Here is a 22757-nt window from a genome sequence, read left to right on the forward strand (position 1 = left end):
GCTTAAGATTCTGCGGGCAAAACGTTAAGAAAGTGAAAAGCCGCTCGCACGCTCGCCTGCTACGCTTTAGGAAGACACTACGCAGATGAACAGCAGATTAATTGACGGTGTACGGGTATTCTTCCCACCTCATTCTGTAATACACTGACATCAATAATAAATGATGGGGTAAGGCATGAAAGTTAACGATCTGGTCTCGGTAAAGACTGACGGTAAACAGCGGCGTGAAGGCGTGATCCTGGCGGTAGAAGAGTTTAATGAAGGTGTCATGTATCTGGTCTCTTTGGAGGATTACCCCGCGGGTGTGTGGTTCTTTAACGAGATTGATAGCCGAGATGGCACCTTCGTTGAATTGCGTCAGGCCGAATCCAATTGATTGTTTCGCAAAACGCGATACTTCTTAGTGAATTAATTTAATTTGCAAGGTTTTCGGAGGGTGATGATTCCGGGGAGGCATTAATAAACGGATTTTTACTGCGGGAATACCCGTCGCGGCCGAACGTGTCGTCGCGAGCAGGTATTTAGGTTATTTAAATGCGAGATTTTCAGTACAATTGCCTGAACAACATTTAAAACCAACGTTTGGCAGAGTATACGACAAGCTTTATGCCTAGCGGCTATTGACAAATATTCCGCTGGTCAGTGTGTCGGTCAAACGAACAACATGGTAGATAATCTGCTTGTTGTGCGTTTTAATTTTTCTCTTGATATTTCCCTTGTGGGAAGAGACGGTCTTGGCTTTAATTTGCATCTGGTCGGATATCTGGATAGTTCCCTGACCTGACATCCACATGCGTAACATATTTGACTCAGTCTGGCTCAGCGTCACGGGTGTTTGGTCGAATGAGCTTTTTTCCGAGCGAGGGGCTTTTCTCTCCAGATAGTGACTAAGTAGTTGATTCATAGTCTCTGGTTTGATTGATTTTGACGAGATGATGACATTTTTACGAACATATAAATAATCGTCAAAATGTACGTTGGTGATAGCCATGAAGATGAAGAATAAAGTATCAGGGTGCAGTGAAATCACCCCTTTTATACGTTCGGTAGCATTGGCTTCATGTATGAAGCAGTCTTCGTTAATAAAGACCAGACTGGGTTTCAACTTGCTGCATTTTTCATGCAGGTCGTCAATATTGCTAATCGCATTAATTTGGCGTTTTTTTACTCCGTGTGTTGTCAGGTAGTCTGTTAAACCTAATCTGGTATAGCTGCATGAATCCATAATGATCGTTGGCATATCGCACCCCCACTTAAATCCGTTTTACCGCGGTAACAAAAAGAAAAAGCCTGAAGCCTAAATGGCAAAAAAAAGGAACAAAAAAATCACGTATATGCAGTGTTCTATCAATAAATTCGACGGTACTCAACGATATTTTCTTTCTAAACTAATTAACACTGTGAACCTATAAGTTTAGCTTAAGTCAGAATAATCTGCTGGTATCGGCGCGACGAGGGTGTGACGTCAATTGGTGCTTGAGCCGCGTGCCTGCTGGTATCTTTATCATTGAATCTGCCCATCATGTCACGAAACGAAATTTTAGATTGCTAGGAAAATTCTTAAAAAAAATTCATGTGTTGTTTTTTTAACATTTTCTCGCTTACTTCCTGGGCGAATTACATTTCGTCGACTACGTATGTTTTTATTTTTAATAATATTATCATAATGTTATCATTTATTCTTTTGTTTTTGATAATGATAATTCTTTCATTTCTTATCACTTGCGATATCCAATAATCACATTGAGTTAACATTAATCCGTTTTTTTGTTACAAAAACTGACGATATAACAAAGGGTTGATGTGACTATTCGTGCTATTTCGGCAAATGTGAAAAATGTCAGTGAGTGATTAATTTGTTTTGCTGAACTATTTTCGTGTTACCGACTGGGAGCCGCTTATCAAGGGCAGGAAAGGGCAGGTTCTGGCGGTAATAATAGCGCGGTGCGCATCGGCACTCCGCGAGTTTCAATTTCAGACTAATGCTTGCCGACAGTGTTCCATGGACTCCAGTGCAAGATGAATATCGGCCTCTTGCGTCATCCAATTGACCAGCGCTGCGCGGATCCCCGGTTGCCCGTTATAGCTGGTGGGGGTGCAGCGTACGATACCGTGGCGGTCGAGTTGCGCGATAAAACGATCGCGTGCGGCAGTCGCATCCCCCTCCACGTTCTTGAGTGCAAAACACACGACGTTCAGATTAACCGGTGCCAGCAACTGGAAGCCCATGCTGGCGTCCAGCTCTGCACCCAATCGCTGCGCCAGTTGCACATTACGCTCAACCATATCTTGCATACCACTGCGGCCATAGGCTTTTAGCGCCATCCACAGCGGCAATGCGCGGAAACGTCGCGAGTTTTCTGGCGTCAGGTGCAGATAGTTGTCCGGCCGCAGCGTCGGTGCTTCCAGGTAGGCAGAATGGTTTTGAAAGACCTGCATCTGTAACGCTAAATGACGGCTGAATTGAATCGCACTGTCGTAGGGGACATTTAACCATTTATGTGCATCGACGGTGATGGAGTCTGCTTGTTCCCAGCCTGCAAGCCGAGGAGCATATTGCGGTGAGCAGGCCGCGACACCGCCAAATGCAGCATCAACATGCAGCCAGAATGGATAGCGTTCACGCAGTGCCAACAAGCGGGGTAGATCGTCGAAGGTCACGGTATTGACGGTTCCGGCGCTGGCCAGCACGATGGTTGGCACACCACGGTTGGCAACCAGATGGCGCTCCAGCGCTTCTGGGTCGATAGCCTCAGAATGGGGCTGGCTGCCGATAATATTAAGCGCGTCGCGACCGATACCGAGCATGCTGAGTGCCTTCACGCTGCTTGAGTGCGCATTTGCCGATAACACCTGAATGGATCCTAATGCTGCCAGCCCTTGTTCGGCGATATCAATCCCACGCTGTTGTCCCAACCACTGGCGGCCGATGGCCATTCCGACAAAGTTCGCCATGGTCGCGCCGCTAACAAAACTGCCGTTAAATGCCTCGGGCAGGCCTAGCAACGTTTTGAGCTGCACAATGGTTGCCAATTCAATCGCTGCAGCCACGGTGTCGTGGCTCAATTGGCTATTCTGGTCGATAGCGCTAACCAGCCAATCCGCGGCCAATGCGGCCGGGGTCGCGCCACCGGTGACAAAGCCAAAGTAACGTGGCCCGGCACTGCCCGAAAGCCCATCTGCGTAACGTAGCCAGAAGTCGTTCAACGCCGCCAGCGCGCCGTCGCCACTTTCTGCCAGCCGATCGTCCCCTTGCTGCAATTGTTGTGCAGCCAACGGAGGGCAAACCGGGCGTTGTTTAATCCCCGCCAGGAAACTGTCAGCCAACTGGCGGGTGTGCTCGAGTATTTGTGGAAACTGGTCAAGATCTTGCTGTAAACGTGGGTGCATGGGGAGATCCGGATATAAAGAGGTTAAAAAGCTACCCTAGACCATTTGCGTTGTGGCGAAAATCGATGAAAAATAGCCTTTTTGGATAGCAGGGCTAACCAATGTTGAGTGAACGTATTCCGCTGCATCTCCTGCCAACCTTTGTGATTGCCGCCCGGTTAGAAAATCTGCGCGCAACGGCCCAGCAGGTGCATCTTACCCACGGCGCCATTAGCCAGCAGATTCAACAGCTTGAGCAAGCGATCGGCTGCCCGTTGTTTGAACGCCAAGGCAGGGGGCTGCGTTTGAATGCTGCCGGCCGTGAATTGCTGGCGGTCGCCGAACCGGCGTTGCTGGCATTGCAACAGGGGATAGGGCGGGTCAGACGCCTTGCGCAAAGCCAGTCGCTTCGCATCAGCGTGCTGCCTTCTTTTGCACATTACTGGTTAATGCCGCGTCTACCGTCTTTTCATGCGGCTTATGCCGATATTGCATTGGATATCGATGCATCCTTGGCAGTGCAGGATCTGTCGCGAAAAGGGTTCGATGCGGCGATTCGGCTGGGTAATGGCCAATGGGCAGATATGCAAGCGCAGCGCATTGCCTCGGGCGAAGTGATACCGGTTGGCACTCCCGCTCTGGCGCATCAGTGGCAGCTAGCTTTCGACAGTGGAGCGCAAGGTATGCCGCTGCTGGAGCATGACGTCACTCCATGGCGCAGTTGGTTTGTCGCGCATCAGCAAATGGCAAGCGAGCGCCCGTTGGCGCTGTTCAATGATGCGGGGTTATTGATCCGTGCAGCTGAACAAGGCTTTGGTATCGCACTGGTAAAAAAACGGCTGGTGAGTGATGCGCTGGCAGAAGGCCGATTGGTGGCTCTGGCACCTGCACAGCGTCTGGATCAGACGGACTTCTATTTGGTGTGGCCGCAGACCGCTGGCTTGACGCCAGCGGTTGAGGCCTTGTTACACTGGTTGCAGCATCAGCTAGCCGGGCATTAGCGCCGTAGCCATTCCGGCTGTGAACTGCCCAAGGTGGTGGCGGGCAGTGCCCAGCGCAGCGCTGTGCCGTTCAGCCGCAGCGGAGCGATGAGGCGTTGCGCTGGGCCCCAGTGAGTGAGTTCAGTTTCAGGGTTTTCATCCGAGGTATCGACGGGCGCCAAAGGTTCCAGCGGGTGTGGCTGTGGGTAAGGATGATCGAGCAGCAGTTGCGCTGTCCGCGCCAGAGACAGCCGAGCACTATAGCCGGTGCCCTGTTGTAGACGTTGACGCATGCCGTGCAGTACCGCTGCGGCCATCAGGTAACCTGTTGCGTGATCCAGCGCCTGCACCGGCAGCGGGACAGGCGTGGCGGCAGGCTTCCAGATCATGCCTGATTCCGCCAGGCCACAACTCATTTGTACCAAGCTGTCGAACCCGCGTCTTCCACGCCATGGGCCCGTCCAGCCATAGGCGTTCAGACACACGTCAATCAACCCAGGCGACAGAGCACGCCGTTGTTCAGCGCCATAACCCAGTTTTTCCAGCGCCCCGGCGCGGTAGCCGTGTACGATGATGTCAGCGTTTTTCAGTAGATGCTCGAAGGTGTGGCGATCGTGGGCATTGGTCAGGTTCAGCCTCGCACAGCGCTTGCCGAGGATCACGTCATGTTCCACGCCGGGTTCATCCCACCCGTAAGGATCGATACGCAATACGTCTGCACCCAACCCGGCGAGAAAGCGGGTGGCAACGGGCCCGGCGATAATCCGTGTCAGGTCCAAAACCCGTACGCCGTGCAGTGGCCTGGCAGTAGGGAGGCCCCAGTTCGGCGGCGGGGCCTCCGCTTGTTGTGCTTGATGGATCAGTGGCTCCAGCGCAACGCTCTTGCCCTGTACGTGTTGCCGCCAGGCCTTAGCCGAACGCATTTCTGCCGCGCAGCCGCCTGCTTCGATGACGGCCTGTTCCAGGTCACCTTTTTTCCACGTAAGCACCTTTTGTGCCAGTGCATTTTTATCCTGATGTGGACCGAGCACGTGCTCTACCGCGCGGCGGTGATGCGGTGCATTGGTATGCAGACGGATCCAACCGTCGCAGGTGGCATAGTCACCGGCCAGAGCATCCCAGGTTGCGGGCAATGCCCACCCCAGCGGCCGTAATGTCCAGCCGAACCATAATGACGCCAACCGACGATCGACAAAGACGTGTGGTGTATCGGCCTGATTGTGTTGCCGCAGTTCAGCACAGGCTAACCCCGCGGCACTCCAGCAGGCAGTTGCCAGTTCGCTGACGGGGAATGCGCTGTTCAGTGCGCCTTTACCACTGACTGTCAACGGGCTCGCCGGGGTGGTGTGTCCCCCCAGATGTTGTCTGATCTCAGAGAGCAGCGTTTGCGTAAAGGTATCCATCATCAACTCCAGGTTGCTGGCCGGGACTGCGTCACACGTCGAACACCCCGTTCAATGTGAGAACGGGACAGTTCGTCATGTCTCGCGAGTGCCCCTGGCATTCAATTACGGGGTATAGTCCAGGATACGGCCGTCCGCCAGTTTGGCTCGCAGGCTTTGGGCGGCGATGCCGTTGAACGGCTGCTTGCCAAAGTTGGCGGTCAGCGTTGAGCCATCGCTGAAAGTGGTTTGCTGCACCCAACCCGCTTTATCCAACCAGCGGAAGTCGGTCAATGCCTTATCCCACAACGCTTGGTGCAGCGGACGGAAAGCGGCATCGGCTTGTTTGATTTGCGGCAAGCGCGTCTGCAGCGTCGCGCGGCTGAGATGGAACATCGGGGCCGTGTTGTACAGCTGGCTAAGCAGGCTACGCGTGGTTTTAACATCGCTGAATTTCAGATTGTCATAATTCCAGTGGTGGCTGCTGACCACCGCGTCGTGAAAAACGGCCTGGTACATTGGCAGGCGATAACGTGGATCGAACTCCACGGTGCGGTAGGGTTCTTTCACCTTGGCCGGGCTGAAGAAGAAGGCCGGTTGGGCATTGGGCCACCACGCACCGAGATAATAAGGAGAGGATTTGTCCTGGTTCATTTGCTTATCGCCCCAGCCAAAGCCCCAGGTTTCCATGCCGTGGGCAAACATAATGTGGCGTGCGGTTACCGCATTACCGTCTTCGGAACCGAGCGGCAACCGAAGGGTATTGCTGAACCAGGCAAGCCGCGCATTGCGGGCCTGCGCCATTTGTTCTGCGCCCGTGGGATGATTGGGCTGATAGTCGTCGGACACCATTCCGGTGCCGTCAACGTCCAGAAACAGGCTGTTCAGACCAGCCAGTTGCACCAGGTCACGCATGCGCTGTTGTGAGTAGGGCAGCACACAGCCTGGATTCAGGTAATAGCCCTGTTTGCCGAAACCGGGTTTTTTGCTTCCGTCAGCGCGTACGATGGCGCACTCTTCACGCAGTGCTGCCGGCAGCTGAGCTGTCAGCCAACTGTCGTTGACTCCGCGGGGAATGGCGGTGTCGTAAGAGTCATAACTGGCAATCAGGTACCCCGATTTTTTTGCGCTTTCGACCGCCTGCGGATGCAGGAATTCAGCAGTCCAGTTATCCGTCCCCAGCCACAGTCGAGGAAGGCCGGCCTGGTGCAGTGTGTCGATCAGCGGTTTCGCCAGCCCCTGGCCCCAACTGTCCGCCGGTGCGAGATAGGCCCCGAGCTGACGTTGCGCCAACGCCCTGACGTCAGCGGCTTGTTGGTATTGTGCTTGCAGGAACCCCGTTTCGTCTGGCGTAGCGTTTAGCGGTTTCAGCGCCAGCAGCGCTTGGTTTAGAGCATCAACCAAGGTTTGCTGTTGCCAGCCTTCCGGTGTTTTTCCTGCTAGTTCTCGCACGGTTTTCTGGCTATCGACATCGATTTTTTTCCACAGCGTTTCCCCTGCTGGAGAGACCAGCCAGGACAAAATACCCGGCCAGTTTTTCACGTCAGCCGGCGCCAACAGTTTGTCGCCCCATAAATAAATGTGTGTCGCGCCAATCAACTTTTCGCCTTCCGGCGCGGTGCGAATTTTATCGCGCAAGGTGCTGAACTGATCGCTTTGCTGCAAATACTCGCGGTAGCGATGCGCACCTGATAACAGGGTGTCTCCCACGTGCAGTAATACGTCAAAAGCTTGTTGTTGATTAAACCGATTGAACTGATGACTGGCGTGCATAGTGAGGGTGTCTTTCGTACTGGCGAAGGTGACCTGATTGCTGAAGGGGGTAAGCAATAGCCAACTATAAACCTTACCCTGCTGCTGTTGGCTCCACAGTGGCAGCTTAAGATCCCAGTTGGTATCCAGCGGTGTCATCTCTTTGACCAGATAATGTTGCCAAACGGGATTGTCCAGCGGTATGCGGCTGCCTTCGCCAATGGGCAACAGCAAGGTGCTCGCCTGCGGTGGCAGGGTGAACCACGTCATTGTCTGTGCTCGGTTGCTGCTGAAGCTCAGCCGCAGATCGCTGCCGTCCAACCGGGCGCTGATGCTTATCGCGCTGTTTGGCCACTGCCAGCTTGCCTGTGTGGCGGTGCTTTGCAGATCAGCCACGGTTTGCACGGCCTGAGCCTGGTTGACCAGGGTTTTGTCTGCTGTGATCTTTAACGTGGCCGGATCGATATCGAACCGGACTGCCCCTTGCTCCAAAAGGAGTGCCTTAACGGGAAAAGCGGTAAGCAGGGCGAGGCTAATGGAAAGTCGAAGTATGCTCATCGAGCGGGATGTCCTTAGGGTTGATTGTCCTGTTAGGGGATGAGTTTATCGGTAATCACCGGCTTGCCCAATGCGAATCCGTTATAATTGTGTGACGCATCAAATATGCAGAATTATTGAGTTTAATTTTCGTTTAATAAATTCGTCTTTACATCATCACCCCGCGTCACTATACTCAGCCAAAATTTCAATGAGGAAACACAATTGGACAGTTTTAGTTGCAGTGATATAAACAAGGCAAGCTGACCAATCCTCTTTTGATTTGTTGCTTGCCGAAAACGGCGGGCAGCACCCCTCTCACGTTATTCCGAGCTGTGCAAACCCGAATCTTATAGTTGTTCCTGCTGCCTATTGGCATCGGGCGAATTGATTTGGACGTTATTATGGCAACTTTCAGCCACAGCCTTTTCCCTCCAGGCACTGATACGCTCAATCGCTGATTTAATATCGGCGCAATTTTGTGTGTGCTAAAAAGCACATGATTTTATCTCCTGCAGTTATTTAAGGGGAAAGTCATGGCTATGACTCCTTTTGTTTTAAATTTATTACTGGCGATGAGCCTGGGCGCGATTATTGGCGCTGAACGGCAATGGCGCCAGCGTATGGCTGGCCTGCGTACCAATGCGTTGGTCGCGACCGGTGCCGCCGTATTTATTCTCAGCTCCATGTCCACCGATCCGTCCAGTGCCGGGCGGGTTGCTGCACAGATTGTCTCGGGTATCGGTTTCCTGGGTGCGGGCGTGATCATGCGTGAAGGGCTGAATATCCGCGGCTTGAATACTGCTGCGACGCTGTGGTGTTCAGCGGCGATTGGTGTGCTGTGCGGCCTGGGGCAATATTGGAATGCCGTGTTGGCGACGCTGGTGATCCTGTGCGCGAACATCTTATTACGTGAGGCAGCCCAGCGCATTAATCTGCAGCCTCAGCAGCAGGCGACCGATCTCGAGGTGTGCTACCGCATTCAGGTTACCTGCGGCGAGCAAGATGAAATATTGGTGCGCACCTTGATATTGCAGGCGCTGAATGGCGTGGCATTAAGGCTGCAATCATTGCGCAGTGCCGATATTTCCATTCCTGGCCAACTCGAGGTGTGTGCAGAAATAACGGCAAATCCTTCCGTGCAAAAAGAAATTGAAGGCATTGTCTGTCGAGTCAGTCTCGAGAAAAGTGTTAGCGCCGTGCGCTGGCGTATCGCGTCTGAATTACCTGTCTAATTATTGATAAATATTCACTGCATACAGTGATAAGGAGGCGTCATGGACGGTGACCCCGAAACGTTAATTGCTCAGCGTTTATGGCGCGGTAATAAACCGCGTTAATTACGCTAACTAAATAAATTCCACTCTGCGTTTATTCACCTGTTAATCGGGCGGGGTATTCCTGTGCGCAGAGTAAAATAAGAGAATAGCGTTATGACCTATATTAATGAAACAGCTCGCCGTCGCGATAAAATAAAGGCGCCTTACGCCATCGCACACGAGGCGAAAAACAGCGTTGAGCAGACGCTGGCTAATTTAAAATGCAACCGCAACGGCTTAACCCAGGATGATGCGGTTGAACGTCTCGAGCAGTTCGGTGTTAACCAGGTTGCTCACGAGAAAGCGCCGCACGCGTTGGTACAGCTCATCGCTGCGTTCAATAACCCATTTATCTTTGTACTGATGGTGCTGGCTGCGATCAGTTTCTTTACCGACTACTGGCTGCCTGCCCGGCGCGGTGAAGAAACCGATCTCACTGGCGTGATCATCATATTGGTGATGGTTTCACTTAGCGGACTGCTACGTTTTTGGCAGGAATATCGCACCAATAAGGCGGCGGAAACGTTGAAGTCGATGGTGCGTACCACCGCAACGGTATTGCGCCGCAGCAGTTACAGCGCGCAGCCATTGACGCTGGAACTCCCGATCCGTGAACTGGTACCGGGCGATATTATTACGCTTTCCGCCGGGGATATGATACCGGCTGATGTGCGCCTGTTGGCCTCGCGCGATCTGTTTATCAGCCAGGCGATCCTGACCGGGGAGGCAATCCCGATCGAGAAATACGATGCGATGGGCAACGTCAGCCAAAAATCGAGCGAGAATGACGTTTCCAGTGAGCATGCCTTGTTGGAACTGTCGAATATCTGCTTGATGGGCACTAACGTCGCCAGCGGCACGGCCACGGCGGTTGTGGTGGCGACGGGCGGCCGCACCTATTTTGGCTCACTGGCCAAATCGATTGTCGGTTCCCGTTCGCAAACGGCGTTTGACCGTGGGGTGAACAGCGTCAGTTGGTTGCTGATCCGCTTTATGCTGGTGATGGTACCGATTGTGCTGTTGATCAATGGTTTCACCAAAGGCGACTGGAGCGAAGCGGCGCTGTTTGCCCTGGCGGTGGCCGTTGGGCTGACGCCTGAGATGCTGCCGATGATCGTCAGTTCTAACCTGGCGAAAGGTGCCATTGCGATGTCACGGCGCAAAGTGGTGGTCAAACGCCTGAACGCCATTCAGAACTTTGGCGCGATGGATGTACTCTGCACCGACAAAACCGGCACGCTGACTCAGGACCGCATCATCCTCGAACATCATCTGGATGTGAGCGGGGCCAGAGACAATGAGGTGTTGCATCTGGCGTGGCTGAACAGTTTTCACCAGAGTGGAATGAAAAACCTGATGGATCAAGCGGTGATCCGTTTTGGCCGCGGCAAGCCGGGCATTGAGGCTCTGGGGCGTTTTAGCAAGGTTGACGAGCTGCCGTTTGACTTCGTGCGTCGCCGTTTGTCGATTGTAGTCGAGGATGAAAACCACCAACAGCGCCTGATTTGCAAAGGGGCAGTGGAAGAGATGCTCGAAATCGCTACCCATGTGCGTGAAGGGCAGCAGATTTTACCCTTGGATCAGGCACGACGTGACGCATTGCAGGCGCTTGCCGCTCAATATAACGAGGATGGGTTCCGCGTGCTGGTCTTGGCAACGCGGGAACTGGGTGAGCAGAAAAACGCCTTGCCGCTGAGCGTGGCCGATGAACGCGATATGGTTATCCAGGGGCTGTTAACCTTCCTCGATCCGCCAAAAGAAAGTGCGCAGGAAGCGATAGCCGCACTACAGGAAAACGGCGTGGCCGTGAAGGTACTGACCGGTGATAACCCGGTGATCACCTGCAAAATCTGTCGTGATGTCGGGCTGGAACCGGGTGAGCCGCTTTCCGGTCCGCAAATTGCCGAAATGGATGACGCGACCTTAGCGCGAGAGGTCGAGCAGCGTACTGTCTTTACCAAACTGACGCCGCTGCAGAAGTCGCGGGTGCTGAAGATGCTGCAGGCGAATGGCCACACCGTCGGCTTTCTTGGTGACGGCATTAATGATGCACCAGCATTGCGTGATGCCGACGTGGGCATTTCGGTAGACACCGGTACTGATATTGCCAAAGAGTCGGCGGACATCATTTTGCTGGAAAAAAACCTGATGGTGTTGGAAGAGGGGGTGATCAAGGGGCGTGAAACCTTCGGGAATATCATCAAGTACTTGAACATGACCGCCAGCTCCAACTTCGGCAACGTGTTTTCCGTGTTGGTGGCCAGCGCATTTATCCCGTTCCTGCCGATGCTGGCGATCCATCTGTTAATCCAGAACCTGATGTACGATATTTCTCAATTGTCTCTGCCGTGGGACAAGATGGACAAAGAGTTCCTGCGTAAACCACGCAAGTGGGATGCTAAAAACATTGGCCGCTTTATGCTGTGGATTGGACCAACGTCGTCAATATTTGACATCACCACTTATGCATTGATGTGGTTTGTCTTCGCTGCCAACAGTGTTGAACACCAGGCGCTGTTCCAGTCCGGCTGGTTTATTGAAGGATTGTTATCACAAACGCTGGTGGTGCATATGCTGCGTACCCAGAAGATACCCTTTATTCAAAGCACCGCAGCATTGCCCGTTCTGTTGACCACGATTTTGGTGATGGCGCTGGGTATCTATCTGCCATTCTCACCACTGGGTGCATTGCTCGGGTTGCAGCCACTCCCTTGGGAATACTTCCCGTGGTTGGCGGGGACCTTGATCAGCTACTGTGTGGTGGCGCAGATGATGAAGCGTTTCTATATTCGCCGCTTTGGTGAGTGGTTGTAATTCCTCAGGGGCGTTTCTGTCGCGGCGATGTTTTTCGCCGCGATGCATTCGGGCGCAAAACATTGCGCCCCTACAACAACTTTTTCACCAGCAGGCCAAGCATAATGGTCAGCGTAAAGGAAAACAGCGTACCGAGTAGCACATACTCAGTGCGCATTTTGTCATCACTCTGCCGCAAATCGCCAAAGCGAAAAATGGATTTGGCCGCTAACAAAAAGCCGATTGCCGGAATCTGCCCAATCAAAACAAAAGTCAGGATCAGCGTTCTTTCCAGATAACCGATTTGTTTGCCCGCACGTAACAGGGAGTCATTATCGGCTTTGGCAGAAGGCGGCATTTGTGGTGTCCAGTGCGCCAGCAATTGGCCAATCAAAATACCCAGTGGCATATAAATTAAGAGATACGCCAATACAACCAGGCCAGACTGCCAACTGATGAGGGTCGCGCCGAGCGCGGTGAACAAACTGGAGGCGTTGGGGGTCAAGAACAGCCACAGCAAAACAATCACTGCCAGATGCAGACATTGGTCGAGGAGAAACCCACCTGCCTGGCTGAGAGGCGTCAACAGCGTGACTTTTAGCAAATCAATGAGCCAGTGACTGATGGCGATAACCAATAACGTGGTGAGGATCTGGAGGGAGGACAGCCCACCGTGCAGCAGCGCAAACCCGGCCACGACCCAAGCGGCAAGGACACCGTGCAGTAAGGCGTGTAGCAGCAGGAATCGGGAACGCCCGCGATGAACAATTTTATCCTCAACCCAACTTCGTGGTTGCAGCGAAAAGTCTGCAAGCACGTGGGCGATCAGCAACCAGGTCAGCAAAGGTACGTAACTCAAATCCATATTCAGGTGATCCTGTTAATCGCGTGAATAAACCGCATGATTTCCTCGTAGGCCGCGCGTTTAAGCGTTGCGGAGACCGTCGAGGCGGCCTTTTGCAGCTTTTCTGCCACTTCCTGATTGGTTGTAGCTAATATACGCGCCCGGACTATCCGCGCTTCGGTCTGGGAAAGGCGGCTAACCACATGATCTAGCATTGGTAACAGATCGCTGACAATGGCATTTGTTTGGTCATTATCATTTTTCAGAGCTAACCGGCAATTTTTCGTCAGGCTATCCAGCGCCTGGCCCGAATTCACAAAAGCGCTGCCATAGCCGGCGTTTTTTGCCTCCCCCGCGCCCAGACCCACGGCGATGCGAGCGTCCCAGTGTCGGGTATCCATTGCTTTGAGTGCGATGCGGATATAAACCGCCAGCAGTAAACCGGATTGCGGTTCCGCCACGGCTTGAAATGCATCCCCGCGGAAAACCTCAAACGTTTGAATAAGCTTAGCCTGTTGCAGCTGGGTCAGCAGGGCATGTAACTCGGTTATGTAGTGAGTGGTATCTAACTGCCGGGAGTTGACCAGATCGCCAGTGATCACGCTGATTTGTGCGGGCATGTTATTGGCTCGTAAGCGGTAGGGTGTCACTAAACTTCGCACCTAAATACGAATATGTCAATAATTCGTACTTAGATGCGAATTTTTAGGGTATTCGCATTTAGATGCGAAATTTACTGGATAACGCCATACGTTCATAGAGCCACGTAGTCAGGGGTTTTTTCATTCGTGCCAGATAAATACCCAGTATGATCAGGCTAATGGCAAGGAGTTGTACACTGGCTGAACTCTCGTTGTCGCGCAGACGATCTATTACCACCCCCGTCAGCATTTGACCGCTGATAATCAGTAATGCGGCGCGAAGGGTCCCCAGACGGGGTAGCACGTAGCTGTTCAATGCGACAAACAACGCCCCAATGACCCCGCCCAGATAAGCTCCCCAAGGCGCCTGACCGAAGGGGCTGGCAGTGAATCCGCCGATGACTGCCAGCAGCAGGCTGAGGAACACAAAGCCGACAATGTGATTGCAGAGTGAGGCGTGGAAAGCTCCACGACTTAGCGACAGACGGCCATTAATTGCACGGCTGATGCTGATGCAAATGCCGTTAAAGAGCGCGAGGAGTACCAAGGTTAGCATGACAATTATCTCAGGAAGATGAGGAGGGCGCAGCCGGAAAGGATCAGCAGCGTGGCAATAACGTCGTTGACGCTGAGACGGCGTTTAATTACGCCAAACCAGCCGCAGCTGTCGGACACCATGCCAAATAAAACCTGGCCGGTAAGCATGAGCGCAAGGCTGCCGGAAAGTGCCAGAGGGCTATTGACGGTAATGGCAGCTAACACCACCGTCAGGGCACCGGGAATCCCCCCCAGATAGGCCCAACGGGGAACACTGGCAGGCGGCAATGAGGATGCCGACCTCGGGGTACGCCAGCGCAGCAGGAGCAAGAGCAACCAGGCCGTGATCGCCCCAACGCCGTGCGCGACCCATGAAGCAAACAGTGGGGAGTTAAAGCTGGCCAACAGGCTATTGATGCCTATCATCAGCGCCAGTAATGCGCCAGCGGCCAGCGCTAGCAGAGGGTTGGAGAAACGCTCGCGTATCATCGTGTCAGATCCTATTTTGGGCTGACAGATAGGCTATATTGTTTTTGTTTTCGGTATAATCCATTAAAATGGAAACTCATTGTTGAGTAAAAGTTGACGAAGAATGCAAGATAACTTTGCGGCGATCCCGGTATTTGTGGCAGTAGTAGAATGCGAGAGTTTTTCAGCGGCTGCCCGGAGGCTGGGTATCACCAAATCAGCGGTAAGCAAGCGAATCGCCCAGTTGGAAAACTCGCTTGGCGTACAATTGCTACAACGCACTACGCGTAGCCTGAGCCTTACTGAAGCGGGAGAGCAGTATTTTGGCTATGCCCGTAATGCCTGTGCCGTGGCACGCGAGGGAGAGGATGCGGTCACCCGGTTACAAGGGCAACCGCAGGGTTGCTTGCGGATCAGTGTACCTATGGTTTTTGGCCGTTTGCATGTTGCGCCGCTGATCCCCCGTTTTCTGGCGGCTTGCCCGGACGTGGAGATCACTATGATGATGGATGATCAGGTGGTTGATCTGGTCGATGGGGGTTTTGATCTGGCTATTCGCATTGGTCAACTGGCTGATTCGAGCTTGATTGCCCGGCGTATTGCCCCTTGTCACAGCCTATTATGTGCCGCCCCCGCTTATCTGGCCTGCTACGGTACACCGACAGATCTGGAGCAGCTGTCACGGCATAATTGCCTGTTTTACAGCTATTTCCGGGGTGGCAGCGAATGGCAATTTGAGGGGCCAACGGGAAGGGTGCGCTTTCAACCACGCGGTAATTACCAGGTAAATAACAGTGAAGCTTTGCGCGAGGCGTTACTCGCCGGCATGGGGATTTGTCAGATGCCGACCTTTATCGTCGGGGATGATATTGCTCAGGGGCGGCTGATTGAGCTAATGCCTGCTTATCGGCTACCAGCACATGCCATCTATGCCGTATATCCACAGCGTAAATACCTGCCAGCCAAAGTATCGGCTTTTGTCGACTTCTTACTTGCACAACTGGGCGGAGATCAGCCCTATTGGGATGTTCCACGGCAGTGATAACCCATTCACTGCTCAGCCGGGAATACGCGGGCCTGATGGCTCGCCACCGGCGTGGAGCGGGTTGTTAGGGTTACGGCCTGGCATTCAGAAGCTTTTTACCAGCACTTCACGCGGCTGCTCACTGCCGTGCTTCAGCAGATAATCAAATGATTTTTCGCTGGTCTTCAGTTGCTGCAGGAATTCCTGCGGCGATAAGTCGTGTTTTTTGCCGCTCATATACGCCAGCGCCAGTTCTTTTGCCTGATAACGAGAGAAGTTGTACATCGTGCCTCCGTTGAGAATGAAGTGTTTTCGTTACAGGCTGATTGTAGGGGAATAGCACATAATGAACAGTCGCTTTGGCGTATAGAATCGATAGCCAAAACTTAACCTGGCTTTGTGTCTGGTGAAGTAATCGCCTGTTTTAGCCAAACACATATGATTTTTCATATGTATTGTTGACATCCTTTCGCTGCGGATTATGATGCTATCAATGACCCTGGAGCCCCATTTATGACATCAATAACACCGCTGCAATTGTTTAAAAATCTATCGGAAGAGACGCGTCTCACAGTGGTGCTTTTACTGCGCCAGATGGGGGAGCTCTGCGTGTGTGAGTTATCGGGGGCGCTGGCTGAATCACAACCCAAAATTTCCCGTCATCTTGCCATGTTGCGTGAAAGTGGTTTGCTGCTTGATCGCCGTGAAGGAAAATGGATCTATTACCGGCTGTCGCCGCATATGCCGGCATGGGCAGCAGCAGTCATTGAACAGGCTTACCTTAGCCAGCAACAGCAGGTGACTGAACTGGCACAACGCGCGGCGGGGAATGAGGCGGTGTGTTGATAACGTAAAATTTTTTAATTTTATATATATGAAATTTCATATGTGTTTGGCATAAGCCACTAAGGAGTTGTGATGGTGCTGGCCGGGGTAATATTCATCCTGACTATCATTTTGGTGATCTGGCAACCCAAAGGGTTAGGCATCGGCTGGAGCGCTTCACTTGGCGCGGGGCTGGCATTGCTGACTGGCGTGGTGCATCTCAGTGATATTCCTCTGGTCTGGCAGATCGTCTGGAATGCGACTACCACGTTTGTCGCCGTGATTTTGATCAGCTTGCTGCTGGATGCCTCTGGTTTTTTCGAATGGGCGGCGCTGCACGTAGCGCGCTGGGGCAAGGGGAAAGGGCGTTGGTTATTCACCTATATTGTGCTGCTGGGGGCAGCGGTGGCGGCACTGTTCGCCAATGACGGTGCGGCGTTGATCATGACGCCAATTGTGATTGCTATGTTGCTGGCATTGGGTTTCAGCCCAGGAGCTACATTGGCCTTCGTGATGGCTGCGGGGTTTATTGCCGATACCGCAAGCCTACCGCTGGTGGTGTCCAATCTGGTGAATATTGTTTCCGCGGACTACTTCCAACTGGGTTTCACTGAGTATGCCGCCGTAATGGTCCCGGTGAATATTGTCGCTATCGTTGCCACACTGGTGATGCTGCATTTGTTCTTCCGTCATGATATTCCCGTGAACTATGACCTGTCGCGATTACGGCGGCCACGGGAGGCAATTCGCGATTTACCGACATTTAAAGCCGGCTGGGGTGTATTGGTATTGTTGTTGGTCGGTTTTTTTGGACTGGAACCGCTCGGTGTGCCGGTTAGCGCAGTAGCTGCCATTGGCGCATTGATTCTGTTGGTTGTCGCGAAAAGAGGGCGGGTCATAGATACCGGGAAAGTTCTTCGCAGTGCACCTTGGCAGATTGTGGTTTTTTCTTTGGGCATGTATCTGGTGGTTTATGGCCTGCGCAACGCAGGATTAACCGGTCTGTTGGCGAGTGTGCTTGATACGCTGGCAGAACGCGGGATATGGGCGGCAACGCTGGGGACGGGGGTTCTGAGCGCCTTTTTGTCCTCTATGATGAATAACATGCCGACGGTGTTGGTGGGAGCACTGTCGATTGACAGCAGCAGCGCTACGGGAGTGATTAAACAGGCGATGATTTATGCCAACGTGATAGGCAGCGATCTGGGGCCGAAAATTACCCCAATTGGCAGCTTAGCCACGCTGCTGTGGTTGCACGTGTTGTCGCAAAAAAATATCGCTATCACCTGGGGATATTACTTCCGCGTGGGCATCGTGATGACGTTTCCGGTGCTATTTGTCGCGTTGGTCGCTCTGGTGCTGCGCCTGTTGCCTTAGTCTTAATCCAAGAGAGAACGTCATGAGTATCATCAAGATTTACCATAACCCGGCTTGTGGCACGTCGCGCAATACATTGGCGTTGATCCGCAACAGTGGGGTGGAACCGGCTGTCATTTTGTATCTGGAGACACCGCCAAGTCGCGAACAACTAATTGAATTGATTGCTGATATGGGTATTTCTGTACGTGCCTTGTTGCGAAAAAATGTCGAGCCCTACGGCACGCTGAATCTTGAGGATGTGGAGTGGCGCGATGATCAGTTGCTCGACGTTATGTTGAAGCACCCGATATTGATCAACCGGCCGATCGTGGTAACGCCGCTCGGCACCCGACTGTGTCGCCCGTCGGAAATGGTATTGGATATCCTGCCGGATGCACAACAAGGTCCCTTCAGTAAAGAAGATGGCGAACTTGTCATTGATGCCCAGGGGCAGCGGATAACGGAAAAGTAACCCCCTGGTCCGCATCGCCGAACCCTGTTTTCAGCGCAGTTGAACAATCAAAATACTTAGCCTGAACCCTTGCTTGCCACAGGTCGCACTCTGGTATTGACGTGGTGAAAGGGTTTAGGCAAGTTCAGCGCTTAAAGGCGCTCAAAATGAGGAAGAAAGACGCCACGCTGGTTTGGCCGTGGCGCCATGGGCATTTACTGGGCCGCGTTTTCGGTGGTGTTGCGGTCGGCCAAATCTTCTAACAAGGTCGCCGAGGGGACAAAGAACAGGCTGCCGGTAACCGCGTGGCTGAAATCGAGCAGGCGATCATAGTTGCCAGCCGGGCGGCCAACGAACATGTTTTCCAACATTTGTTCGATGGGCTGAGGGGAACGTGCGTAACCAATAAAGTAAGTGCCAAACTCGCCCATGCCGGGTTTACCGAAGGGCATATTGTCACGCAATATTTTGACTTCATCGCCATTTTCATCCACCAGCGTCGTCAACGAACTGTGCGATGACGAGGGTTTGACGTCCTCGTCCAGTTCTATATTGGATTGCTTGTGACGACCAATAATGTTCTCTTGCGTTTCAACGGTCAGTGAATTCCAGCCTTTCATATCATGCAGATACTTTTGCACCAACACGTAACTGCCGCCGCAAAACGCGGCGTCTTCATTGCCAATCACCGTGTAGTCGAAAGCGTCATGACCCTCAGGGTTTTCGGTGCCATCGACAAAGCCAATCATCGCCCGTTGATCGAAGTAGCGGAATCCGTGTACTTCTTCAATGACTGTCACGGCACCACCGAGTTTGTTCATCAGCTGTGTTGCGAGCTCAAAGCACAGATCCATCTCATCGGCACGGATATGCAACAGAATATCGCCGGGTGTGGAGACGGCAATACGGTCACCGGAGCCTATTGCGCGAAAAGGATGAAGTTGTGACGGACGAGGCTGACCGAATAGCCTGTCCCAGGCCGTGGAACCAAAACCGCAGACGCAGGTTAAGTTTCCTGCCGGAGATCTTTTGCCGACGGAACGGATCACGCCGCTGATATCGGCGCACCAGCCACGCACTGTCGCGAGGTGTGCAGGTTCGGTCGACAGCGTGGCGACCAGGAAGATCGCATGGCGTGTAACAGGGCTGAAAACAGCCTGAGGTTGTTGCGTATGGGTAGTCATAGCATCCGGTGCATAAAAAAGTCGGAACTCAAAACTAATCTATTTTCGCGCCAACGCCAACCGATTAACCGCAGTTTGTCAGTGGGCATCTGTGGTGGCGCAATGAGGCCATTGGTGCAAGAGGGGTTTCTGAACCACGTCCGGTGTTTACCGGTTATTTGCCGCGATGTGTAAATCCGAGCGGTATAACCGCCCGGGTGGGGGTTCAACGTGCGATATCGAAAGGATCGTCAATGGATTTTGCCGGCGTTGTAAACCAGCGAGCCCCGTCCTCAGTGACGTAAAAATGGTCCTCAAGGCGAATACCGAACTCGCCTGGCAGGCATAACATGGGTTCGATACTGGCGCACATGCCGACATCGAGCGGCTGCGTCTGTTTACGGATCAGATAGGGGGCCTCATGAATGTCCAGCCCAATACCGTGCCCGGTACGGTGTGGCAAGCCTGGCAACTGATAATCTGGCCCGAAGCCATGAGAGACCAGCACGTCGCGCGCGGCATCATCCACTTTATGGCAGGGCACGCCCGGTGCAATAACCGCAAATGCCGCGGCCTGGGCTTCATGTTCGGCCTGCCAGGCGAAACGTTGTCGTGCGCTGGCGTCACCGTACACATAGGTGCGGGTAATGTCAGACAGATAATCCTTGTAGCGGCAACCGGTATCCAGCAGTACGACATCGTTGTGTTGTAATGGCTTTGGCTCTTTCACACCGTGCGGGAATGCACTGTCCGAGCCAAATAGCGCAATACAAAAGTAAGACCCTGATGTACCCATTTTGCGATGGGCTTTGTCCACGAAACCGACCAGCTCTCTGGCGGTGATACCCGGACGCAATATACTTGCCGCGGCCTGCTGGACACGCAACGTAATGTTATTGGCCGTCTGCATCAGTGCGATTTCCGTTGCTGATTTACGGCTACGGCAGTGCCCGGTGACAGGCTGTGCGCTGATCAACGTCATGTCGCCCGCATGCTGCTGCAAACCGAGGAACAACGTCACTGGCGCCGTTTCGCAAATGGCTATTTTGTGCCCGCGCCCGGTGCCCGCCAACCCACGAGAGGCCAGAAGGGTGAAGAACAGCCGATAGGGATCTTCCTCTTCATGCCAGCTGAATATCTCGGCCTCAATAACCTGCGCGTCTTTGAACGTGCCTATTTCAAACCAGGGCACAATATAGGCGATATCCCCTTCGGCCGGGATCACTGCGCCGACCATGCGTTCACTGGGCGACCAATGGGTACCGGTAAAATAGAGCAAATTGCTGCCAGCATTGATGTAGCAGGCGTCGATACCGTTTTGACGCATCAGGTGCTGTGCTTGCTGAATGCGCTGTCGATACTCACTGGCGGCAATGTCAGGCGGATTATCCGTTAACGGTTGCAGCTGTTCCAGGGCGTCTTGAGGCGTGCAACCGCCAATGCCTGTAGCCATGCGTTTCTCCTTGCGAAATGTGAAATATCTGGGGGCAATGTTCCGGCGCTAAACCTTCATCATAAGTAAAGCGCAGCGCGAATACTTGGTTCAAATAGATAAGAAAACTGTCGAATACAGCACAGTTTTCCCCGGGAGGCCGATATGCCTCAACGTTGTCCAACAGATTTTGTTGTAAACGGCGTTATAAGCTAACCAGAAATTATATTTCCGCATGAATGTTGAGTTAACTCATTGTATTTTAAATTGAATGCATAATTGCATTCATATGATGCAAAAACGCTCTTGATAATATTGATTAGCGTTGCTAATTCTTAATGCCCATCCTATTAAATGTTCTTATTTGATTGTTATAATTTTACACGATGGTGTGTTAGTAATTACTAATCACAACGATGTTGATATTAAAAATACTACGTTGCCTGTGCTGTAGGCAATGTGGGGGTTTTTGGGTTTTATTATACGCCAGCGGCTATGTGAAAACGTATCAATTAAAGACTGGCCGCATTGTGCGCATCTTCTTATAAGCGGATGGATATATCTCAATAGATATATTTATTTGCCTGGGTATACGTGATTTTATTAACGAGAGTCCTTTATGGAAACAAATGACATTGAGTCTAAATTCAGTTTTGCTTCCTATACCCGATTACTGTCCGGGCCTGGGCATGCTACGCTTTCATTATTTGGGCTACTCGTTCGCTTTCCTGTGGCGATGCGGTCTATTAGCTGCATCATGTTAATATCTGCAACCACTAACTCACTGTGGATGGCGGGTACCGTTGCTGGGGCGTTAATGATTACACAGGCCTTGGCCAGTCCTGTGCTGGGTCGATTTGCTGACCAAATGAGTCAGCGAAAGGTACTTATTACCACCAGCTGCTGTCATGTCATGGCAATAACGCTGCTTATCGTCTTGGTGTTATTTAATGCACATTTATGGGCGATTATGGCTGCGGCTATTGCTATTGGTTGTTCATCGGTACCGGTTGACGGTTTTATTCGGACGCGCTGGGCGTCAATGGTTACCGATGAGGCACTGCGAACGGCGTATGCATTAGAGACGGTTCTCGATGAGATTATTTTCTTATTGGGGCCGTTAATCGCCATTGTTTTAGCCACTGTATTGCACCCTGCCGCAGGTTTGGTGTTGTGCGCCATGCTCACGTTCAGTGGTTCTATGGCTCTGGTGCTGCATCGACGTTCGGAGCCCGTGATTGTGCAGCGGGCCGATAAAGATACCCGCAAAGCCATTAGCATGGCATGGGTTCGTCGGCTGATGATCTCCTATGCCGCAGTGGGCATCTTTCTCGGTGCTATCGACGTCATGATGATCGCCTTTGCAAAAGAGGCGGGCAATCCGACTCTGGCTGGCGTGCTATTGTCGCTTTGTGCGGCGGGCAGCTTGGTTGGCGGTATCTGTTATGGTGCGATGAACTGGTCTGTACCGCAGCCACGGTTGCTGCTGATCACGTCCGCAACGCTGTGTGCGGGGACGCTGCCTCTGGTGTTCACCAATGCCCCCATCATTATGGGGATCTCTGCATTTGTTGCAGGTATATCGGTGGCTCCCTTATTAATCACCTGCAGTAACCTATTGGAATCCTTAACCCCGAAAGGCTGCCTGTCCGAGGGGTTTTCCTGGTTGTCCAGTGCCGGATGGTTGGGGTTTTCCTTAGGGGTATCGCTAGGCGGGCAGCTTTCCGATCAGGCAGGCGCCGCTCACGTTGCCTGGATCGCCGTTGCTGCCGGTGTACTCGCCTTGTTAGCCAGTCTGTTCAGCCAGTCATTACTCAGTGAGAAGTCAACGCCAAGCCCAGTTTAACGGGCTATCTCAATATTATTACGAGACAGGAAAAC

At 52.6% G+C, this 22757-nt stretch carries 20 protein-coding genes; 9 read left to right on the top strand and 11 right to left on the bottom strand.

Annotated features, from left to right (window positions below):
• The first annotated feature begins 175 nt into the window (after positions 1-175).
• Positions 176-376 carry a protein DsrB gene (gene dsrB, locus ACI2J2_RS02315; RefSeq protein ID WP_209635674.1) on the top strand — a complete coding sequence of 67 codons (201 nt, stop codon included), beginning with the start codon at positions 176-178 and terminating at the stop codon, positions 374-376.
• 234 nt (positions 377-610) lie between these two features.
• Here dsrB and rcsA read toward each other — a convergent pair whose 3' ends face one another.
• Together rcsA and ACI2J2_RS02325 are read right to left on the bottom strand one after the other, a co-directional pair.
• A complete protein-coding gene (gene rcsA, locus ACI2J2_RS02320; RefSeq protein WP_209635671.1) occupies positions 611-1240 on the bottom strand; it encodes a transcriptional regulator RcsA in 630 nt (209 codons plus the stop codon).
• Positions 1241-1974: 734 nt separating this feature from the next.
• Positions 1975-3390 carry a pyridoxal phosphate-dependent decarboxylase family protein gene (locus ACI2J2_RS02325; RefSeq protein ID WP_404759337.1) on the bottom strand — a complete coding sequence of 472 codons (1416 nt, stop codon included), beginning with the start codon at positions 3388-3390 and terminating at the stop codon, positions 1975-1977.
• 101 nt (positions 3391-3491) lie between these two features.
• Between ACI2J2_RS02325 and ACI2J2_RS02330 the strand changes: the two genes are divergently transcribed.
• A complete protein-coding gene (locus ACI2J2_RS02330; RefSeq protein WP_404759338.1) occupies positions 3492-4370 on the top strand; it encodes a LysR substrate-binding domain-containing protein in 879 nt (292 codons plus the stop codon).
• Here ACI2J2_RS02330 and ACI2J2_RS02335 read toward each other — a convergent pair.
• Positions 4367-5752 (bottom strand): CoA transferase, encoded by a 1386-nt coding sequence (locus ACI2J2_RS02335; protein ID WP_404760266.1) that lies wholly within the window; start codon positions 5750-5752, stop codon positions 4367-4369. The two genes, ACI2J2_RS02330 and ACI2J2_RS02335, sit on opposite strands and share 4 nt — an antisense overlap.
• Positions 5753-5857: 105 nt before the next feature.
• Entirely contained in the window at positions 5858-8041 is a 2184-nt protein-coding gene (locus tag ACI2J2_RS02340; RefSeq protein WP_404759339.1) for a glycoside hydrolase, read from the bottom strand.
• 515 nt (positions 8042-8556) lie between these two features.
• On the opposite strand from ACI2J2_RS02340, the gene ACI2J2_RS02345 reads away from it, so the two are divergent.
• Together ACI2J2_RS02345 and mgtA are read left to right on the top strand one after the other, a co-directional pair.
• The gene (locus tag ACI2J2_RS02345) at positions 8557-9255 is read left to right on the top strand and encodes an MgtC family protein (protein WP_037417310.1); all 699 of its coding nucleotides are present in this window, start codon (positions 8557-8559) and stop codon (positions 9253-9255) included.
• Positions 9256-9453: 198 nt separating this feature from the next.
• Complete coding sequence (mgtA, locus tag ACI2J2_RS02350; RefSeq protein WP_404759340.1) at positions 9454-12153, top strand: magnesium-translocating P-type ATPase; 2700 nt, start codon at positions 9454-9456, stop codon at positions 12151-12153.
• Positions 12154-12223: 70 nt separating this feature from the next.
• Here mgtA and ACI2J2_RS02355 read toward each other — a convergent pair whose 3' ends face one another.
• The 4 genes from ACI2J2_RS02355 to ACI2J2_RS02370 all read right to left on the bottom strand — a co-directional run bounded on the left by ACI2J2_RS02355 (position 12224) and on the right by ACI2J2_RS02370 (position 14643).
• A complete protein-coding gene (locus ACI2J2_RS02355) occupies positions 12224-12997 on the bottom strand; it encodes a DUF3307 domain-containing protein (RefSeq protein WP_209635658.1) in 774 nt (257 codons plus the stop codon).
• A gap of 2 nt (positions 12998-12999) precedes the next feature.
• Positions 13000-13596: a SatD family protein gene (locus ACI2J2_RS02360; protein WP_404759341.1), complete on the bottom strand. Its 597-nt coding sequence runs from the start codon at positions 13594-13596 to the stop codon at positions 13000-13002.
• A gap of 100 nt (positions 13597-13696) precedes the next feature.
• Positions 13697-14173, bottom strand: coding sequence for a DMT family transporter (locus ACI2J2_RS02365; protein ID WP_404759342.1), 477 nt, complete (start codon positions 14171-14173; stop codon positions 13697-13699).
• Between the two features lie 5 nt (positions 14174-14178).
• Positions 14179-14643 carry a DMT family transporter gene (locus tag ACI2J2_RS02370; RefSeq protein WP_404759343.1) on the bottom strand — a complete coding sequence of 155 codons (465 nt, stop codon included), beginning with the start codon at positions 14641-14643 and terminating at the stop codon, positions 14179-14181.
• A 103-nt stretch (positions 14644-14746) separates the two neighbouring features.
• On the opposite strand from ACI2J2_RS02370, the gene ACI2J2_RS02375 reads away from it, so the two are divergent.
• A complete protein-coding gene (locus tag ACI2J2_RS02375) occupies positions 14747-15664 on the top strand; it encodes a LysR family transcriptional regulator (RefSeq protein ID WP_404759344.1) in 918 nt (305 codons plus the stop codon).
• Positions 15665-15751: 87 nt separating this feature from the next.
• On the opposite strand, the gene ACI2J2_RS02380 is transcribed toward ACI2J2_RS02375, so the two are convergent.
• The gene (locus ACI2J2_RS02380; protein WP_209635647.1) at positions 15752-15931 is read right to left on the bottom strand and encodes a hypothetical protein; all 180 of its coding nucleotides are present in this window, start codon (positions 15929-15931) and stop codon (positions 15752-15754) included.
• Between the two features lie 228 nt (positions 15932-16159).
• Between ACI2J2_RS02380 and ACI2J2_RS02385 the strand changes: the two genes are divergently transcribed.
• The 3 genes from ACI2J2_RS02385 (at position 16160) to arsC (ending at position 18302) form a co-directional block, all read left to right on the top strand.
• Positions 16160-16492 carry a metalloregulator ArsR/SmtB family transcription factor gene (locus ACI2J2_RS02385; RefSeq protein ID WP_209635644.1) on the top strand — a complete coding sequence of 111 codons (333 nt, stop codon included), beginning with the start codon at positions 16160-16162 and terminating at the stop codon, positions 16490-16492.
• 72 nt (positions 16493-16564) lie between these two features.
• Entirely contained in the window at positions 16565-17848 is a 1284-nt protein-coding gene (locus tag ACI2J2_RS02390) for an arsenic transporter (protein WP_404759345.1), read from the top strand.
• Positions 17849-17870: 22 nt separating this feature from the next.
• A complete protein-coding gene (arsC, locus tag ACI2J2_RS02395; protein ID WP_404759346.1) occupies positions 17871-18302 on the top strand; it encodes a glutaredoxin-dependent arsenate reductase in 432 nt (143 codons plus the stop codon).
• Between the two features lie 194 nt (positions 18303-18496).
• On the opposite strand, the gene ACI2J2_RS02400 is transcribed toward arsC, so the two are convergent.
• On the bottom strand, positions 18497-19465 hold the full coding sequence (locus ACI2J2_RS02400; RefSeq protein WP_265553934.1) for a Dyp-type peroxidase: 969 nt from the start codon (positions 19463-19465) through the stop codon (positions 18497-18499).
• Positions 19466-19670: 205 nt separating this feature from the next.
• Positions 19671-20897, bottom strand: coding sequence for a Xaa-Pro peptidase family protein (locus tag ACI2J2_RS02405; protein ID WP_265553932.1), 1227 nt, complete (start codon positions 20895-20897; stop codon positions 19671-19673).
• Between the two features lie 598 nt (positions 20898-21495).
• Here ACI2J2_RS02405 and ACI2J2_RS02410 point away from each other — a divergent pair.
• The gene (locus ACI2J2_RS02410; RefSeq protein ID WP_404759347.1) at positions 21496-22722 is read left to right on the top strand and encodes an MFS transporter; all 1227 of its coding nucleotides are present in this window, start codon (positions 21496-21498) and stop codon (positions 22720-22722) included.
• Positions 22723-22757 lie beyond the last annotated feature (35 nt).

The organism is Serratia sp. NPDC087055, from assembly GCF_044900985.1.
In the GTDB taxonomy this organism is placed as follows: Bacteria; Pseudomonadota; Gammaproteobacteria; order Enterobacterales; family Enterobacteriaceae; genus Serratia.

Bases quoted from the DNA above. Each gene is read 5' to 3' on its own strand.
- dsrB (WP_209635674.1), top strand. From the start codon at position 176: ATGAAAGTTAACGATCTGGTCTCGGTAAAGACTGACGGTAAACAGCGG.
- rcsA (WP_209635671.1), bottom strand. From the start codon at position 1,240: ATGCCAACGATCATTATGGATTCATGCAGCTATACCAGATTAGGTTTA.
- ACI2J2_RS02325 (WP_404759337.1), bottom strand. From the start codon at position 3,390: ATGCACCCACGTTTACAGCAAGATCTTGACCAGTTTCCACAAATACTC.
- ACI2J2_RS02330 (WP_404759338.1), top strand. From the start codon at position 3,492: ATGTTGAGTGAACGTATTCCGCTGCATCTCCTGCCAACCTTTGTGATT.
- ACI2J2_RS02335 (WP_404760266.1), bottom strand. From the start codon at position 5,752: ATGGATACCTTTACGCAAACGCTGCTCTCTGAGATCAGACAACATCTG.
- ACI2J2_RS02340 (WP_404759339.1), bottom strand. From the start codon at position 8,041: ATGAGCATACTTCGACTTTCCATTAGCCTCGCCCTGCTTACCGCTTTT.
- ACI2J2_RS02345 (WP_037417310.1), top strand. From the start codon at position 8,557: ATGGCTATGACTCCTTTTGTTTTAAATTTATTACTGGCGATGAGCCTG.
- mgtA (WP_404759340.1), top strand. From the start codon at position 9,454: ATGACCTATATTAATGAAACAGCTCGCCGTCGCGATAAAATAAAGGCG.
- ACI2J2_RS02355 (WP_209635658.1), bottom strand. From the start codon at position 12,997: ATGGATTTGAGTTACGTACCTTTGCTGACCTGGTTGCTGATCGCCCAC.
- ACI2J2_RS02360 (WP_404759341.1), bottom strand. From the start codon at position 13,596: ATGCCCGCACAAATCAGCGTGATCACTGGCGATCTGGTCAACTCCCGG.
- ACI2J2_RS02365 (WP_404759342.1), bottom strand. From the start codon at position 14,173: ATGCTAACCTTGGTACTCCTCGCGCTCTTTAACGGCATTTGCATCAGC.
- ACI2J2_RS02370 (WP_404759343.1), bottom strand. From the start codon at position 14,643: ATGATACGCGAGCGTTTCTCCAACCCTCTGCTAGCGCTGGCCGCTGGC.
- ACI2J2_RS02375 (WP_404759344.1), top strand. From the start codon at position 14,747: ATGCAAGATAACTTTGCGGCGATCCCGGTATTTGTGGCAGTAGTAGAA.
- ACI2J2_RS02380 (WP_209635647.1), bottom strand. From the start codon at position 15,931: ATGTACAACTTCTCTCGTTATCAGGCAAAAGAACTGGCGCTGGCGTAT.
- ACI2J2_RS02385 (WP_209635644.1), top strand. From the start codon at position 16,160: ATGACATCAATAACACCGCTGCAATTGTTTAAAAATCTATCGGAAGAG.
- ACI2J2_RS02390 (WP_404759345.1), top strand. From the start codon at position 16,565: ATGGTGCTGGCCGGGGTAATATTCATCCTGACTATCATTTTGGTGATC.
- arsC (WP_404759346.1), top strand. From the start codon at position 17,871: ATGAGTATCATCAAGATTTACCATAACCCGGCTTGTGGCACGTCGCGC.
- ACI2J2_RS02400 (WP_265553934.1), bottom strand. From the start codon at position 19,465: ATGACTACCCATACGCAACAACCTCAGGCTGTTTTCAGCCCTGTTACA.
- ACI2J2_RS02405 (WP_265553932.1), bottom strand. From the start codon at position 20,897: ATGGCTACAGGCATTGGCGGTTGCACGCCTCAAGACGCCCTGGAACAG.
- ACI2J2_RS02410 (WP_404759347.1), top strand. From the start codon at position 21,496: ATGGAAACAAATGACATTGAGTCTAAATTCAGTTTTGCTTCCTATACC.